This is a genomic window from Intestinicryptomonas porci (assembly GCF_033971905.1).
Taxonomy (GTDB): Bacteria; Verrucomicrobiota; Verrucomicrobiia; order Opitutales; family Intestinicryptomonadaceae; genus Intestinicryptomonas; species Intestinicryptomonas porci.
In genome coordinates this window covers 321684-337734 of the sequence record NZ_JALBUT010000001.1, presented here as the reverse complement: position 1 = coordinate 337734, position 16051 = coordinate 321684, and the positions used below count along the sequence as shown (strand labels likewise).

General features: G+C 47.5%; 10 protein-coding genes, 1 tRNA gene and 1 other RNA gene. 3 read left to right on the top strand and 9 right to left on the bottom strand.

Annotated elements, in window-relative coordinates:
* Positions 1 to 97: 97 nt before the first annotated feature.
* The 7 genes from hisG to MOX91_RS01540 all read right to left on the bottom strand — a co-directional run bounded on the left by hisG (position 98) and on the right by MOX91_RS01540 (position 9604).
* Positions 98 to 958, bottom strand: coding sequence for an ATP phosphoribosyltransferase (gene hisG / locus MOX91_RS01570; RefSeq protein WP_370396363.1), 861 nt, complete (start codon positions 956 to 958; stop codon positions 98 to 100).
* A gap of 65 nt (positions 959 to 1023) precedes the next feature.
* Positions 1024 to 1097, bottom strand: a tRNA-Gly gene (locus MOX91_RS01565).
* 26 nt (positions 1098 to 1123) lie between these two features.
* Positions 1124 to 2866: an apolipoprotein N-acyltransferase gene (gene lnt / locus MOX91_RS01560; RefSeq protein ID WP_370396320.1), complete on the bottom strand. Its 1743-nt coding sequence runs from the start codon at positions 2864 to 2866 to the stop codon at positions 1124 to 1126.
* A 43-nt stretch (positions 2867 to 2909) separates the two neighbouring features.
* Positions 2910 to 5876 carry a preprotein translocase subunit SecA gene (gene secA / locus MOX91_RS01555; protein ID WP_370396319.1) on the bottom strand — a complete coding sequence of 989 codons (2967 nt, stop codon included), beginning with the start codon at positions 5874 to 5876 and terminating at the stop codon, positions 2910 to 2912.
* Between the two features lie 93 nt (positions 5877 to 5969).
* Entirely contained in the window at positions 5970 to 7295 is a 1326-nt protein-coding gene (mtaB, locus tag MOX91_RS01550) for a tRNA (N(6)-L-threonylcarbamoyladenosine(37)-C(2))-methylthiotransferase MtaB (RefSeq protein WP_370396318.1), read from the bottom strand.
* 111 nt (positions 7296 to 7406) lie between these two features.
* Positions 7407 to 8063, bottom strand: a complete 657-nt coding sequence (locus MOX91_RS01545; RefSeq protein WP_370396317.1) for a GOLPH3/VPS74 family protein — start codon at positions 8061 to 8063, stop codon at positions 7407 to 7409.
* An 89-nt stretch (positions 8064 to 8152) separates the two neighbouring features.
* Positions 8153 to 9604, bottom strand: a complete 1452-nt coding sequence (locus tag MOX91_RS01540; RefSeq protein ID WP_370396316.1) for a 3-keto-disaccharide hydrolase — start codon at positions 9602 to 9604, stop codon at positions 8153 to 8155.
* A gap of 176 nt (positions 9605 to 9780) precedes the next feature.
* Between MOX91_RS01540 and ssrA the strand changes: the two genes are divergently transcribed.
* Positions 9781 to 10135: a transfer-messenger RNA gene (gene ssrA, locus MOX91_RS01535) on the top strand.
* A 103-nt stretch (positions 10136 to 10238) separates the two neighbouring features.
* Here the strand turns inward: ssrA and MOX91_RS01530 are convergent.
* Positions 10239 to 10592: a hypothetical protein gene (locus tag MOX91_RS01530; protein ID WP_370396315.1), complete on the bottom strand. Its 354-nt coding sequence runs from the start codon at positions 10590 to 10592 to the stop codon at positions 10239 to 10241.
* A 146-nt stretch (positions 10593 to 10738) separates the two neighbouring features.
* Here MOX91_RS01530 and MOX91_RS01525 point away from each other — a divergent pair, with 146 nt between their 5' ends.
* Both MOX91_RS01525 and MOX91_RS01520 read left to right on the top strand, forming a co-directional pair.
* On the top strand, positions 10739 to 11221 hold the full coding sequence (locus tag MOX91_RS01525) for a deoxycytidylate deaminase (RefSeq protein WP_370396314.1): 483 nt from the start codon (positions 10739 to 10741) through the stop codon (positions 11219 to 11221).
* A gap of 3 nt (positions 11222 to 11224) precedes the next feature.
* Positions 11225 to 11779, top strand: coding sequence for a YqgE/AlgH family protein (locus tag MOX91_RS01520; RefSeq protein WP_370396313.1), 555 nt, complete (start codon positions 11225 to 11227; stop codon positions 11777 to 11779).
* On the opposite strand, the gene MOX91_RS01515 is transcribed toward MOX91_RS01520, so the two are convergent.
* Positions 11776 to 16017, bottom strand: coding sequence for an acyl-CoA dehydratase activase-related protein (locus MOX91_RS01515; RefSeq protein WP_370396312.1), 4242 nt, complete (start codon positions 16015 to 16017; stop codon positions 11776 to 11778). The two genes, MOX91_RS01520 and MOX91_RS01515, sit on opposite strands and share 4 nt — an antisense overlap.
* Between the last annotated feature and the right edge of the window lie 34 nt (positions 16018 to 16051).

The following is a 16051-nucleotide window of genomic DNA, read 5'->3' as shown; positions in this document are numbered from 1 at the left end:
AAACGCGCAAAATAACCCGTATGCCCAAACGTCCACACCCAAAACAAAAAAAGCCCGCAAATTGCGGGCTTTAATAAAATACAAACTTGTTAAAAAATCAGGGAACAACCTTGTTCAAGGAATATTCCACGATGCCTTCTGCGCCGTTTTCTTTCAAAGTCGGGATAATTTCGCGCACGGTTTTTTCATCTACAATAGTTTCAACGGCAACCCATGCAGGGTCTGAAAGCTGGGAAATTGTCGGTGTGCGCAATGCGGGAAGCGCGCCAATAATGCGGTTTAAGCTCGACTTTGGCAAATTCATCTTCAAACCCACCTTGCTTGCCGCTGAAAGCGCCGCCTGCAAGAGCATTGCAATAGATTCAATCTTACGGCGTTTTTCGGGATTTTCCCAAGCGGTCTTATTTGCGATTAGCTTTGTGTTTGTGTAAAGCATCGTGTCGATAATGCGCAAATTGTTCGCCTTGATGGAAGAGCCTGTTTCGGTAATGTCGGCGATTGCGTCAACCAAATCGGGAACTTTCACTTCCGTCGCGCCCCATGAAAATTCAACTTCCGCGTTTACGCCCTTTTCCTGCAAATACCTTTTTGTGAAATTTACAAGTTCCGTCGCCACACGCTTGCCGTTCAAGTCTTCAACAGACTTGATTTCGCTGTCTTCCTTGACGCACAAAACCCAGCGGGATTTAAGCGCGGTTGCCTTGCTGTAAATCAAATCGCAAACTTCCACGACATCGCTGTTGTTTTCGATAATCCAGTCGTAGCCCGTCAAGCCGCAGTCAAAGAAGCCGAGTTCGACATAGCGGCTTATTTCTTGCGCGCGCACGAAACGACCGTCAAGTTCAGGGTCATCGATAGAGGGCTTGTAGGAACGGGAACTTTTGGAAATTTTCCAGCCTGCCCTGCCAAAAAGGCTGATTGTAGATTCTTCTAGGCTGCCCTTTGGCAAACCAAGCATAATTAGAGGGTTGCTCACGATTATTCCTTTGCTGTTGCCCGAATCGGTTTCGGACTAAGAGAAATTGGTGCGGGCGGACAGAATCGAACTGACACAATCTGCTTGGAAAACAGAGGTTCTACCACTAAACTACGCCCGCGTAGAAATTATTAAAGTTTGCTATTTTCAATAATCTTTCGGCTTCGTCAAGCTCTTTTTGCAAAAAATCAGAAAAATTATCGAATAACCAAAACAGGCAATCGGAAACCAATCGCCGTATTTCGCATAAAAAGTTTCGACGCCGTCAAAATTTTTGTAAGACACCAAGTCGGCATAGCCCGCACCCCTGAAATATATAGAGTTTTCATCATTTAAAAGAGGATTGCCGCTGGCTTTTTTAAGCGTCCCCGCGTCCAAAAGCTCGCCCTCCTCGTTCATGATTTCAAAAGGCTTTGCGGCAACTCCCTTGGCGTCGTAAATTCCGCCTTCGCCATTACGGATTGCAAATGTTGGCACGAGCCTGCCGTACTGGTCGAAGACTCCGCTTAACCCGTTTACAGACGCCCTTATGAGGGGTTTTCTGAAACTTGCCGCCTGAAAAGCCGAATGCGCCGCGTGCTGCCACGCCCCGCCCTCGCGCCCGTACCAGGAATCGTTTGTGCAGACATACAGAATTTCAGCCCCTGCCTTGACAGCGCCGCGGGCTATTTGCGGAAAAATGTCTTCATAGCAGATTATCGGGGAGATTTTGCGGATTTTTCCTTTTATGTCGCAATTAAAAACAACGCTTTTTTGCCCCGCCGTCATTCCGCCCACGGGGACAACCGCCTCTTTCAGGAAAAAGCACCATGACGGCAGATACTCCCCGAAAGGGACAAGCTTTTGTTTTGCGTAAAAATTCTCGTCCAAGCCGTTTTTTTCGGAAACATAAAAAGCCGCGTTGTAAGACGACACTTTACCGCCTTCGTTAAAATATGCGCCGTTTCCCATTATTATCGGTGCGTTTACCTCTTTCGAGACGCTTTCACACCACTCTTTTATCCCCTTTGTGCCGATGACAGGCCACATCGGGGGCGTCGCAGACTCGCTCCATGCAACAATATCCACATTCGCGCCTTTAAGCGAAAGAGTCAGCTTTTTAAGAACGTCCAAATTGCCCTGCGCAAGCGACAAGTCCCAGTTCAAAATTCCGGCAAAATCCGTTTGAACCATTCCTACCCTGAAAACTTTTTCGGCGTTTTGCGATTTAGGCATATCCCCAATGTACATATACAAACTCGCCATCACAAATCCGCAGCCGACGTAAAATTCGGGGGTGAATTTGCCGAAGCGGTCAACTCTTTCCCCCGCAAGCTTCGACTTGTGCCAAGCCCAAATTCTGCATCCGTACATTCCAAGCGAAAGCCCGAAGAATATCAAAACAAACGAAACCAAATAAGCCCCGCCGATTGACGCCGGCTGAATTATTGCGGGCCTTTGCCACTGGCTGTGCGCAAGCAACAGCCACGGAAATCCCGTAAACACAAACGACCTAATCCATTCAAGCGCAACCCAAAACCCTGCCAGAAACAAGATTTTTGAAATTCTTTTTAAGAAGCTTTCATAGGGAAGAGGCGTAAACTTTTTAAGAGCCAAAAGCCATACCCAAAAGAAGAGAGCCACTATCGCCGACAGCCCAACCATGAAAAAATATCCCGAAGGCGGATAAACAAACCTAAGCCACGCCAAAAGCAAAATCCACGAAGCCCAAGCTCCCGCAAATGAGGCAACTTTCCACAATCTGTTTGACGACTTCCACGAATGCGCCGCCCAGAGCAAAAAAGCGGAAAAGACATACGCCCCTTCCGCCGCGCAAAACGGCTCAAAGGACATTGCGTAAAGCGCAAATCCGAAAAGCAGGAGAAGAATTGGAAAAAATTTTCCCGACATATTCAAAAAAGAGGCGCGTTTTTTCCGCGCCCCAATGCAAAAATTAAAATTCCTTTATGCGCCAACCCTCGTTGCGAATCAAGTTTTCAGCCTTCTTGAATTTCAGCGTTTGGGTTTCCGACCCCTTGCAAATCGTAACCATTTCGTTTCTGCCTATGCGCGGCATTTCGTCAGGCTCGATTTTGACGTCGGGGAGCGTTATGTCGTCCTTCTTTTTCGCGGGTTCTTCGTCTTCCTTTGCATGGACTGCGAGAACTTCGCCGCTTGCCCTTGCGATAATTTCCTGCAAGGCTTCAAGGCTCGACGCGCTTCGGAAAATGCCGAGACACAAATCGTTTCGGATTTTTGAAAGCAGGCGTTCAAAATATTTGTAGGCTTCGCTCTTATATTCGTTCAAGGGATCTTTCTGCCCGTAGGAGCGCAAACCGACGCTTTTTCGCAAGTCTTCCATTTCCGTTAAGTGGTCCTGCCAGTTTTTGTCGAAAGAGCGCATTAGAACATAGCGTTCTATCAGCTTTAATGTTTCGGGATTTTCAACTTCCTCGCGAATTTTATACAGGGCTTTCACCTTGTTTAATATCGCATCGAGCATCTGTTTGTCGTCCAGCCCCTTCAATTCATCGGCAGAAAGCATAATGGGAAACCTGCTCGTAACCCAGCTGCAAAGAGACTCCACTTCCGCTGTGTTGTCGCTGTCTTTTCCCGAATAGAAAGATGCAATGCGCTCTTCGATTTCCTCTTCTATAAGCTCAAAGACGATTTTGCGCGGCTCTTCAGAAGTTATGGTGTCGTTTCTAAGCCCGTAAATGACTTCGCGCTGTTTGTTCAAAACATCGTCATACTGCAAAAGTCGTTTGCGGATTGAATAATTTTGACCTTCGACGGTCTTTTGCGCGCGCTCGATTGAGCGGTTTATTATCGGGTGTTCCAATGGCTCGCCCTCTTTGAATGTTTTGTCGAGGATTTTTGCCATGGGAGAACCGGCAAAAAGGCGCATCAAGTCGTCTTCAAGAGAAATCAAGAACTTGGACGCGCCGTTGTCGCCCTGGCGCGCGCATCTGCCGCGCAACTGACGGTCGATTCGGCGCGACTCGTGGCGTTCCGTACCCAAGACATACAGCCCTCCAAGCTCGTTTACGCCCTCGCCAAGCTTGATGTCGGTACCTCTGCCCGCCATGTTGGTTGCGATTGTGACCGCGCCCCTCTGCCCTGCCTGCGCGACAATTTCGGCTTCCTGCGCGTGGTTTTTGGCATTCAAAACATTGTGGGGGATTTTTGTGCGGCGCAACATTCTGCTTAAAAGCTCGCTCGCTTCAACAGACGCCGTGCCGACAAGAACGGGCTGACCGCGCTTGTACGCCGCTTCGATTTCGGCGATTGCGGCATTGTATTTTTCGCGGCGCGTCTTAAAGAACACGTCGTTAAAATCCTTGCGGCGGCACGGCTTGTTTGTAGGGATTGCCATGACGTTAAGCGCGTAAATATCGTGAAATTCCTGCGCCTCGGTTTCGGCAGTGCCCGTCATGCCCGCAAGCTTCGAGTAAAGGCGGAAATAGTTTTGGATTGTGATTGTGGCGTATGTCTTAGTCTCCTTTTCGATTTCCACGCCTTCCTTTGCTTCCACCGCCTGGTGCAAACCTTCACTCCAACGCCTGCCGTACATTATGCGCCCCGTGTTCTGGTCCACAATATGGACTTTGCCGTCTTGGACAACGTACTCAACGTCCTTTTCATAAATAGAATACGCGCGGACAAGCTGGCTTATGCAGTGGATTTCCTCCGAAACCCTTATCAAATCATTTTCAGCAGCGAGCTTCAATTCCTGCTTCTTTTCGGGAGACAAGTCCTTGCGCGAATCAATGTCCACAAAAATCGTGGCAAGATCGGGCATTACGAAAGCGTCGGGATTGTCGGGGGAAATCAAGTTTCTGCCGGTTTCGGTAAGGTCGGACTGGTGCTGTTTTTCGTCGATTACATAGTAAAGCTCTTCCTTAAACTTGAAGCGGTCTTCCTTGCGGAAATCGGACGCCATTTCCATGTCGAACTTGTCGAGCTTTTTGCGAGCCACGCCGTGCTCCATCAGCTGGCGGAGAGTGCGGTTTTTCGGCATTCCCATCTTTACCTGCCAAAGCTTCAAAACGCTTTCTTCGCTCAAATCCCCCGTTTTGTCGAATTCTTCCTTGGCGTCGGAGGCAAGCTTGTTGCAAAGCTTTGTCTGGTGGCGGACAACCTCTTCAACCAAAGGCTTTAAACGGATAAACGGGGCCTCGCGATTTTCCTGTACGGGCCCTGAAATAATGAGCGGCGTACGCGCCTCGTCAATCAAAACGGAGTCAACTTCGTCAACGATGCAATAGAAGTGCCCGTTTTGAACCTGGCTTTCGGCGTCGCTTGCCATGCCGTTGTCGCGCAAATAGTCGAAACCGAACTCGCTCGCAGTTCCGTAAGTAATGTTCGCCTTGTAAGCGCGCTTTTTGCTTTCGGTATCCTGCATGTTGTAAATCCAGTCAACGGTAAGCCCCAAAAAGCGGTAAAGATAGCCCATCCATTCGGAGTCGCGACGCGCGAGGTATTCGTTGACGGTTACAAGATGGCAGTTTTTGCCTGTAAGCGCGTTCAAATAAAGCGGAAGCGTCGCAACGAGCGTCTTGCCTTCGCCCGTAGCCATTTCCGCAATCATGTTTTGGTGCAGGGCGATGCCGCCGATTAGCTGGACATCGTAATGAACCATGTCCCAAGTAAGTTCATGCCCGCAAACGGTTATTTTCTTGCCGCAAAGCCTGCGCGCGGCGTTTTTGACGGCGGCAAAAGCCTCCGGCAAAAGCATGTCGGTCGTTTCCCCCGCCGCTATGCGCGCCATAAATTCCGACGTTTTCGCCTTCAACTCATCGTCCGTCAAAGACCGGTAGCCCTCTTCTATCTTGTTTATTTTGGCCACGACGGGACGGGCTTTTCTGTAAAAGCGTTTATAATGGTTGCCTGCAAAAAGTTTGAAAATTTTAGATAACATACAAATAAAAATATATTCCTTAATATTTTGCGAAAATGCGTGCGCGGGGCAACACTTTTATTTTAAGATTTTTGCAAAAAACGCCAAAAAGCGTCAAACAAGCTCCAAAAACTCCGCTTTTACGCGCCCCGAACCGATGGGAGTGCCTATTTTCACCCTGCACATTTGGTTTTTCAACCCCGACTTGCCGATTTTAACTGCCGTTTGGACATAGTTTGAGGCATATCCCAAATAAACTCCGCTTGGCAGTTGGTTTTCCAAAAGCACAAATTCTTCGCGCCCCTCCTGGCTTTCAAAAAACTTGCGCTTCAAAGTTTCGCCCAAGACTCTAAGGGCGTCAGAACGCCTCTTACGGATTGGCATGGGAACTTGGGGCTTTAACGCCGCCAAAGTTCCGGGTCTTGGAGAATAGGTGAAGACATGCAAGAAATTAAGCTTTGATTTCTTGATGTTTTCAAAAGTTTCCTCAAAATCCTCTTCGCTCTCCTCAGGAAAGCCGCAAATCACGTCAGTTCCGATTCCTATGTTTTCATCTGCGCTTTTGATAAAGTCAACCATGCCGAAAAAATCTCCGACGCCATACTTGCGCCCCATATTTTTAAGCGTCTTGGAACACGCGCTTTGAAGCGATATGTGGAAATGGCGGGCGAGTTTGTGCGAAGAGTCTTTCATCATGGCGCACAATATCTCGACTTCCTTAACGGGAGGCTCAATGCTGCCAAACGCAATTCTCTTTATGCCTTGAATGGAATTTATGCGGTTTGCAAGGGACGCCAAAGAACCCGAAAATTTGGATAGGTTTATGCCTGTTAAAATAATTTCCGCAACGCCCCTCGATACAAGATTTTCCGCGTCTTTTACAATATCTTCAACGCTCCGCGAGCGCGGAAGCCCCCTTGCCCTCGGTATTATGCAATACGCGCAGGCATTGTCGCAACCGTCCTGAATTTTTAAGTTCGCGCGGTCTGAAACGGGAGTGTCGCCCAAAAAGCCCAAGTCTTTTTGACTGTAATTCAACTTTTCCAAAAAACGGGCTTCTGCATTTTGGGAATTAAAATATTCGGACTGCTCCGCCCTACCCGACAAAGCAAATTCATACGCAAGGCGCGGAACATCGCTTTTTCTCGCGTTTGAAACTATCAGCCCAACGCCAACCTCGCGCAGAGATTCCGCATTTGTCTGTGCGTAGCAACCCGTTGCGCAAATTTTTGCATTTGGATTTTTGCGCCTGAAATCCTTTATAGCCCTGCGAGTTTTAGCCTCAGCCGATTCGGTTAGCGCGCAGGAATTGACAACCATCAAATCAGCATCTTCGGGCGCGCTTGAAATTTCCACGCCCAAGCTTGCAAGAGAATCTGCAATCATCATTGATTCAGACTGGTTTACCCTGCACCCAAGCGTATAAATATAAGCCTTCATAAAAAATATTTTAAGTATGATGCCAAAAGAAAACAGTTTTGCAACAATCAAAACCAAAACAAAAAATCGCGGCACAATCTCCGCGATTTCGTTAAAAAATCAGCCTTAAACTCATACGCCCGTAAAGGCAATGACCTCCAAAATCGCGTTTTCGATTTCGGAAATTGCAAACGAAACAGCTCTTGCAATAGGGTCTTTTTTCGTGATTTCCTCAAACCGTTCCGAATACTTCGCAAGCTCGTCATCGCTAAAAATCGTAAAACTTATTTTGCAAGCGTCCATAAGCGAAATCAATGCGATTTCGCGAGTGTCAGGCTCAATGCTTTCATTTATAATTACATCGCGAATGTGGAGGCGCAATCCGTCCAAAAGTTTGTGGTCTTTGACGTGGAAAGAGCTTTCGCGCACAAGCCACAAAAAATGAGATTCCTTCTTTTCCAAAACATCTTTTTCGACAAGGCTTTGAAATGTTTTAGAAACCCACGCCTCGCCTTTTCTCGCGATGCGGGCAAGCGCGTTTTCGATAGTCAGGTGCGGAGAGCTTGGTATCAGCGAAAGAGCTTCGTCCAAAATTTTGTCGCCCGTGGAGTCCCTGTTTAAGACTTTCAAAAACACATCGTCAACGGTTGCGATTTTTCCGCGCATGGAAAGCTCAATCATCATTGCGCCCGACAAGGCAAAATCAAGCGAACGCTCTGGCAGAAGCATAAGAGCCCCTGCGCGTTCGTCGATGGCAAGCAAAACTATTTCTTCCGATAATGTAAGCATTGTTAATTTTTTATTATTTTGGGAAAAGAATAAGATTTTTTTGTATTTTTGGCAAGATTTTTTTAATGCCTCTACCCGTATCCCAAAAATTATCTAAGCTCCTTGATTTTGACATCTTTTATGAATATCCGACTCACGCCGCCCGCATGAACTTGAAAGGCGATAAATCCGCCGTTTGAAGCGTCAAACCAAGAATTGTTCCAGTCCAAATTCGCGCAGGGAACACCGTTTACCCATGTTTTTATCGAGTCTCCCCTGCACATAATCGTCATTCTGTTCCAATCCCTGAATTCGGAAACCGCGGCTCGGGCGGCGTCATGCTCTTTACGAGAAAGCGAATATTTCCACGCGCCACACCTCTCCCCGTAAACTCCGCCCGTCCACGCGCGCTCGGGATTGGTTTCTATCTCGATTTGAGGGCCTTTCACCGCGTCCCCCTTCAATTCTCTTTCCTTTGCCGAAACCTTTTCGTCGAGAGCCGCCCTTACCATCACGCCCGAATTGCCAAGAGGCTCTCCCCATTTGTACTTAAATGTAAGAATGAAATTTTTGTAATTTTTCTCGGTCGCGAGAAAGGAGTTGAACACGTTTTTATCGTTGTTGCCAACGCCCTTTATCGCTCCGTCTTCAACGCTCCATTCGGCGGTTCCGCTCACCTTGCGCCAGCCTTTCAGCGTCTTGCCGTCAAAAATTTTCTTAAACCCGCCCGCCGACAAATTCGGCTCTTTGTCGCTGTTAAGCTTCATGTTTTCATCAGCCACCGCGCCCTTGCGAAACTTTTTTTGAAACACGCTCTTTACGGGAAGCTCTTTTATCAAAATGTTTCTAAAACGGATTTCGCTTGCGCCGCCGGCATGGACCTGCAAGGCGATAAATCCGCCGTCGAGAATATTGAAAGCACCCTGCGGCCAGTCCAAATTAGCGCAGGGAACACCGTTTACCCATGTCAGGATTCTCTCATTGTCGCATTTTATCACAAGCCTGTTCCAGTCTCTAAACTCAGAGACGGCGGCGCGGGCGGCGTCATGCTCCTTGCGCGAAAGCGAATACTTCCACGCGCCGCACCTCTCCCCGTAAACTCCGCCCGTCCATGCTCGTTCGGGATTGGTTTCTATCTCGATTTGAGGGCCCGCAACCAAGCCCTTGCCGTCCATCCCCGCGCAAATCATGACACCCGAATTGCCGAGATGTTCACCCCACTTGAATTCGAGAGACAAAATGAAATTCGTGTATGTCTTGTCTGTCGCTAAAAAAGAATTGGGGACATCTTTATCGTTATTGCCAATTCCGATAATCTCCCCGTCCTTTGCAAAAAATTTGGCAGTTCCCGTCGCCTGATGCCAGCCGTTCAAATTCTTGCCGTTAAAAAGTGGTTTGAAAGAATCGTCAATCTTCGGCTCCTTGTCGCGGTTTAACTTCATCTTATTGTCATCAACGGCAGAACGCTCGAACTGAGATTGATATACCTGCTTTTGCGCATGCAAAAAACCCGCCGCAAGCAAAAGCGATGACAAAGAAAATAGTGCAATTTTAATATTCATAAAAATTTATCAGGATTAAACGCAAAAGAAACTAACCGCCTCAATCGAATGAGTCAATAGAAATAATTTAGATTTCAAAAAATAAGAATGCCTTAAATCTAAAAATTTTACTTGATAATACGAATAAAATTCCGAAGATTACAAAATAATAAACAAAATTTTAAGTTGAACAACAAGGGGATGTCTTTGGAATTCGACTGAAAATCGTAGTTTATGCTTGCACGCCAGAGACGACACTTGGCTCTGTAAAAATGTGTCAAAAACACTATAAATGGCGAAGAATACGCTATTGCCGCCTAATTGACGCGGCACGTCGGCTCCCTGACACCCGATACGGGAAACCCGGCGTCGACATCGGGTAAAGAGGCTTGGGCTGTTCGGGCAGGGTTTCAAGCCGCTAATTTCTGTTCGATAGTTTTTTCGCGGCAGTTTTGGCCTAACGGAAAGACGAATTTAAATCAAAACTACGCGTTGTAGACGGTATATCCGAAAGTTTTTAGGACGAGGGTTCGACTCCCTCCATCTCCACCATTTAAAAAAGCCTGCAAACAAGAGCGTTTGCGGGCTTTTTTGTTGATAAATTTCATATGCCGAAAATGCGCTTTCGCGGATTTCCGCAAACATCAAGGCATTCTTAATAGTTTACCGATATTGTCTTGCCGTTTTTTGTTTTTACGGAAAGCTTGCCGCCCGAAGAATCTATCACCAAATCTTTATAATCTTCGCCGTAGAAAATAGTCGGCTCCGATATTAAATTTTGGCGCACCAAAGTCTGGCAACTCACGCGGCGGACTCCGTTTTCAAGAATGAAAGTCCTGCCTGCCTTTGAAATCGCGCCAAGCTGGGCTTCTATCATTTTCGCGCGGGAAGAAGAGCGAATGTAAAGCGCGGACGGCACAAGTATTGCCGTCACGAACACAAGTATTGCCAACACCAAAACAGTTTCGGTCCACGAGAAAAAATTATAGGCTTTTTTTGTACTCTTCATTATGAATAATGATGTATCGGCTCTCGGTTTTTTCAAGTTTTTTATGAAACCGATTGTCATTTATGCCCCCGATATTTTGGAGCAAGCCAAAATTTTAATAATAAAATTGACGGAAAAAAGGCAGGAGTTAAATTGAAAGACAAATTATGGATTTTTTTGAAAACACAAACCGTATGATTATCGACATCGAAAAAGCGATTTCAAATTTGCCAAACCGCCCGTCTTGGGACGAATACTTTATGTCAACGGCAATTTTAATAGCCTCGCGCTCGTCCTGCGAAAGGCTTAATGTCGGCTGCGTTTTGGTTAGCGGCGGAGAGCATAAAAACAGGATTATCGCCGCGGGGTACAACGGTTTTCTGGCGGGAGCCGCTCACAAGTCTTGCGTGCGCGACGGGCATGAGCAGGCAACCGTGCATGCCGAACAAAATGCCATTTCAGACGCGGCAAGGCGCGGTGTCAGCGTAAACGGCTCGACCGCATACATCACGCATTTCCCGTGCATAAACTGCGCCAAAATTCTGGCGGCGGCAGGCGTAAAATCCGTAAAATATCTGCACGACTACCACAACGACCCTCTCGTTTTCGACATTTTCAAGGAATCGGGCATCGAAATCATTAAGCTTTGACCTATGAAGAAAAACTACGAAGACAGAAGCTGGAGTTTTTTAATCGCCTCTCCTTCATTTGAGGATCCCGTTTTTGAGGAAAGCGTAATCTTGCTTCTTGAAGACACAAAAGAAGGCTCCATCGGGGTAATCATAAATTTGCCGCTTGAAAAGACGCTTGGAGAGATAGACGATGAGTTTTTGAAATATCCCATACTCTCGCAGGTGGAAGTTTTCGACGGCGGCCCCGTCGCAAAGAACAGGGTTTCAATCGCGGTTTGGACCGACGGACAGGATGGAATAAACGACTTTTCGTTCGGGCTTACCGCGGAAAAAGCGGAAAAGATGCTTTCAAAAAATCCGTCGGCAAAAGCCGCGGCATTCGTCGGATACTCGGGATGGGAAGAAAACCAGCTAAATACTGAAATAGCCGAAGGCACATGGCTTGTCATTCCCGCAGACTTGGAGTCAATATCGCAGTTCGACCCGTTTGAACTCTGGGAAGAGCTTTTAATAAGCCAAAATCCGATTTATCAAAAATTTCCCGAGCCTCCCGAAAACTCCGAAAACGAAAATTAGGCGTCGGCTTTTTGGGCGTACTTTAAATTTTCGTCTATCAAAAACATCAGGCGGTTTTGCAAGTTTACGGGCGCAACGCTCGAATCTATGTCCAAGAACAGAATGTTCATGTGCGGAAACATTTTCTTTACCTTGCGCTCGATGCCCTTTGCAACGATATGGTTTGCGATGCACCCGAATGGCTGTACGCACACTACGTCGTTTATTCCGCGCTTTGCAAATTCGGCAATTTCAGCGGCAATAAGCCAGCCTTCCCCGAACTGGTTTGAAAGGCGCAAAATTTTCTCCGCGTCAGATGCCATCTCAAAAATCGTCGGGCTTCTATGGAAATATTTGAATTGGGACATTATTTTTTCCGCGCGGGCAAGAAACGAATTCATGTAAGAAAACGCCGCGGGCGACAATATCCTGCTAAAAAATCCCCGCTCTGATATTCCGAAACTTTCGTTTGCCTTTTCGTTTACAAACGTCTGCATCACAAAATTTTTAAGCGGAGGGCGCACAACCTCAACGCCCCTCTCGGAAATCCAATCCGCCAAATTGCAATGCGAGAAAGAATTGTACTTTAAGTAAATTTCCCCTATGAAGCCTATTTTGCGGGTGTTTTCGAACTTTACGACTATTCTGTTGAAAGCGTCCACGGCTTCTTTAAGAAGGCGGAAAATCCCCTTGGCGTCGCATTTCTCAAAAAGAGACACTGCCCTGTTTATAACGGAATCCGCAATATGCTTCGCGCTTCCCGAAACCGCCTCGCGCACGCGCATGGCATGGTACATTTCAGATACGGCGTCAGTAAAAGCGATGCACAAAAGCGAAAGCTTGACGCTTTTTATTATTCCCGTCTTAAAGGCGGGCTGGGAATTTTTAAAGGTCTTGCCAAAATTTACGGAAACGATTTTGACATCAGGAAACCCCGCAAGCCTCATCGCGTTTTTTATGAGCGCAAGATAGTTTGTCGCCCTGCACTGCCCGCCTGTCTGCGTGATTGCGACGACGTAATCGGAAGCTTTGCGCCCCTCTTTTTTTAGAAATTTTATGATGTCGCCGACAATGACGGTGGCAGGATAGCAAACTTCGTTATGCCCGTATTTCAGCCCCTCGCCGACAGATTCCGAGTCGGGAGGCGGCAGACATACCGCCTTGTAGCCCATCGCTTTTGCCATCGCGGGAATGATGGGGGAAATTATATCGTTTACGAAAGGAACGACAATCGTTTTTTCCCTGTCTATTTTTTCGTACGAAAGGTTGTAGGGTTTGTAAGGTTTTAAAGCTCCATCGGAAGAACCCCCGAAAAGTTTTAGCGACTCTATCAGAGAACGCAGGCGCAATCTTATCGACCCCGTGCTTGAAATTTCGTCAACCCTTATCACCGTCAGATTTTTGCCCGCCGCATGCAAAACTTCTGACGCCTCGTCCATCAAAAATGAGTCGGGTCCGCACCCGAAAGAATTGAGCTGGACGAGCGCGACATTCTTCGGAAGCTTTGCCACGGCGATAGCCGCCCTCATGACGCGGTTCGGGTACGTCCACTGCGGAATGTAGTTTACACTGTCCAAATCAGCTTCGCTTTCAAAAAGAAAAGCGTCGTCCGAAACAACGTCCGCACCCAAATCTGCGGCGATTTGAGATGCCTTCTGGTTTATCAGTGGGTCGCAATGGTAAGGTCTGCCCGTAAAAACGAGAACAGGCTTTCGCGATTTTACGCCCTTTTCCAAAATCTTCATTTGCGCCAAACTTGAATTGCGCCTGAAATCTTCCCTCTTTTTAAGGGCGTTTTCAAGCGACGCCAAAAAACGCCTCCTGCCGACCCCCAAACCCTTAAAATAGCTCCAACACGACTTTTCCAAGCTTTTCCGCGATTCAAAAGAGATGACGGGATAGTCAAACTCAACGCCGAAACGCGATTGAAGCTCCATTGAATTTTTAACGACATTCGGATAGCCCGTTACGACGGGGCAGTTGAAAGAATTAGAAGAGCCTTTGCCCTCGCCCGCCTCTTTTGCGACCATCGGGAAAAATATCCGTTTGCAACCCCTCTCAACCAAATCCAAAATATGCCCGTGCGCAAGCTTCGCGGGGAAGCACAAATTGTCCGACATCAGAAACGAAACGCCTTTTGCCGCAAGGGACGATGTAGATTCTCCCGACAAAACCAAGTCAAAGCCGCACCCCCTGAAAAGCTCCGCCCAAAACGGATAGTTCTCGTAAATGTTCAAGGCGCGGGGAATTCCTATTTTTTCAAGGGTTTCGGAATTTCCGCTGTTTTCAAAAAGCATTTTATAGCGCAGCAAAACGCCGTCCTCTCCGCGCGTTTTTGCATTCGCCGCGGAATGGAAAAAACGTTCGCACTTGTTGCCTGCATAACTTACGTTCCCGTTTTCAAAAGAGAATCGGATTACGTTGCAACGGTTTGCGCATCCCCTGCATTCCAAATTTTTCCTGCTTATTTTTGAAAAATCAACATTCGGGCAAATGGAGCTTTCGCCGCCTTTTTTGAAGAGGGAGCGCGCATACAAGGCGGCTCCCATCGCTCCCATAAGCTCGGGGCGGTCGCAAGTCGATATTTTTTTGCCTGAAAGAACTTCAAGGGCACGCAAAACCGCAAGATTTTTAAAAGTTCCGCCCTGCACGACAATATTATCGCCAAGCCTTTCCATGTTTGAAATTTTCAGCACCTTGAAAAGGCAGTTTTTAACGACAGAAATTGCAAGCCCCGCCGCGATGTCGCCCGCACCCGACTGCTCTTTCAACGCCTCCTTCACCTTGGAATTCATGAATACCGTGCAACGCGTCCCCAAGTCGCAAGGATTTTGCGAAAGACACGCAAGGCGGGCAAATTCGTCCAAATCCAAATTCATCATCGACGCGAAACTCTGCAAAAATGAGCCGCACCCCGACGAGCAGGATTCGTTAAGCTCCACGTTTTTTACCGCCTTGTTTTCAACAAATATCGATTTCATGTCCTGCCCGCCGATGTCCAAAACGAAAGATACGCTTTCGTCTATCCACATTGCCGCCTGCAAGTGCGCCATTGTCTCAACAATTCCGCAGTCCAAATTGAACGCCGCGCGGATTAAATCTTCCCCGTAGCCCGTCGAGGCGGAAGAAAGGATTTCAACCGACGCGCCCTTTGATTTTGCGAGCGCGAAAAATTCGCCCATAAACTTTCCCGCAATTTCGAGAGGCATTCCCGAATTTGAACCGTACCTGCAAAAAACCAAATTCAAATCCTCGTCCACAACCGCAAGCTTCGTCGTGGTGGAGCCTGAATCAATGCCGACAAATACTTGCAAATGTTCCCCGTTTTTTATTTCCCTCGAAGGGATTTTCTTTACCCTCAAAGAGCGTTTCCAATTTTCAAACTCCCGAGGGTTTTTAAAAAGAGGCTCCAAGCTTTTTTTCGCGCTTTTAAAATTCGATTTTTCGACACGCTCCAAAATTTCCGCCGCAGAAAGAGAGCCTTCCCGCTCCGCCGCGCATGCGGCCCCCATTGCCGCAAACGTTTCGGAGTTTTCTGGAAGCAGCATTTCGCCTTCCGAAACTTCCAAGACATCTGAAAACGCCTTCCTCAAAGCCCTCAAAAAAGTGAGAGGCCCCCCTACACACAACACGGGAGCAACCAAGTCGGTAGCCCTTGCCAAAGACCCCGCGCACTGCAAGGCAACAGCGTGAAACACGCTTGCTGAAATGTCTTCAAGCGAAATCCTGCGGCTTGCCAAATTTTGTATGTCAGTCTTTGCAAAAACTCCGCATCGGGAGGCTATCGGATAAACACGCTTGGCTTTCAACGCAAGTTCGCCCATTTTGCCCGCGTCTATTCCAAGCAAGGACGCCATCTGGTCCAAAAACGCTCCTGTGCCACCCGCGCAAACGCCGTTCATCCTTATGTCGGGGGAACGCCCCGAAGAGAAGAAAATCATTTTGGCGTCCTCTCCTCCGATATCGATTAAAGTGGCATTTTCAAAACCCAAAGTTTTTACCGCCAAACTTTCCGCAACCAATTCCTGAATGAACTTAAAGCCGCAACGCTCCGCGACTCCCATGCCCGCAGAGCCCGTAAGGCACACGCCAAACGAAGCGTCGGGGAAAACGCCCGCAAGCTTTTCAAGCTCCCCCGACAAGCAGCGCGCCACATCGGCATTGTGGCGCGAATAAGAGGAATAAAGGGTTTTTCGTCCCTCGGAAACCAAAAGTTTTACAGTTGTAGATCCCGCATCTATTCCCAAATTATAACGCATATTTTTTATTCAAATATGATCTTGTTCGAATTTG

What these genes read in the sequence shown, in the direction of transcription:
- hisG (WP_370396363.1), bottom strand. Translation starts at nt 958, where the DNA reads ATGCTTGGTTTGCCAAAGGGCAGCCTAGAAGAATCTACAATCAGCCTT.
- lnt (WP_370396320.1), bottom strand. Translation starts at nt 2,866, where the DNA reads ATGTCGGGAAAATTTTTTCCAATTCTTCTCCTGCTTTTCGGATTTGCG.
- secA (WP_370396319.1), bottom strand. Translation starts at nt 5,876, where the DNA reads ATGTTATCTAAAATTTTCAAACTTTTTGCAGGCAACCATTATAAACGC.
- mtaB (WP_370396318.1), bottom strand. Translation starts at nt 7,295, where the DNA reads ATGAAGGCTTATATTTATACGCTTGGGTGCAGGGTAAACCAGTCTGAA.
- MOX91_RS01545 (WP_370396317.1), bottom strand. Translation starts at nt 8,063, where the DNA reads ATGCTTACATTATCGGAAGAAATAGTTTTGCTTGCCATCGACGAACGC.
- MOX91_RS01540 (WP_370396316.1), bottom strand. Translation starts at nt 9,604, where the DNA reads ATGAATATTAAAATTGCACTATTTTCTTTGTCATCGCTTTTGCTTGCG.
- MOX91_RS01530 (WP_370396315.1), bottom strand. Translation starts at nt 10,592, where the DNA reads ATGAAGAGTACAAAAAAAGCCTATAATTTTTTCTCGTGGACCGAAACT.
- MOX91_RS01525 (WP_370396314.1), top strand. Translation starts at nt 10,739, where the DNA reads ATGGATTTTTTTGAAAACACAAACCGTATGATTATCGACATCGAAAAA.
- MOX91_RS01520 (WP_370396313.1), top strand. Translation starts at nt 11,225, where the DNA reads ATGAAGAAAAACTACGAAGACAGAAGCTGGAGTTTTTTAATCGCCTCT.
- MOX91_RS01515 (WP_370396312.1), bottom strand. Translation starts at nt 16,017, where the DNA reads ATGCGTTATAATTTGGGAATAGATGCGGGATCTACAACTGTAAAACTT.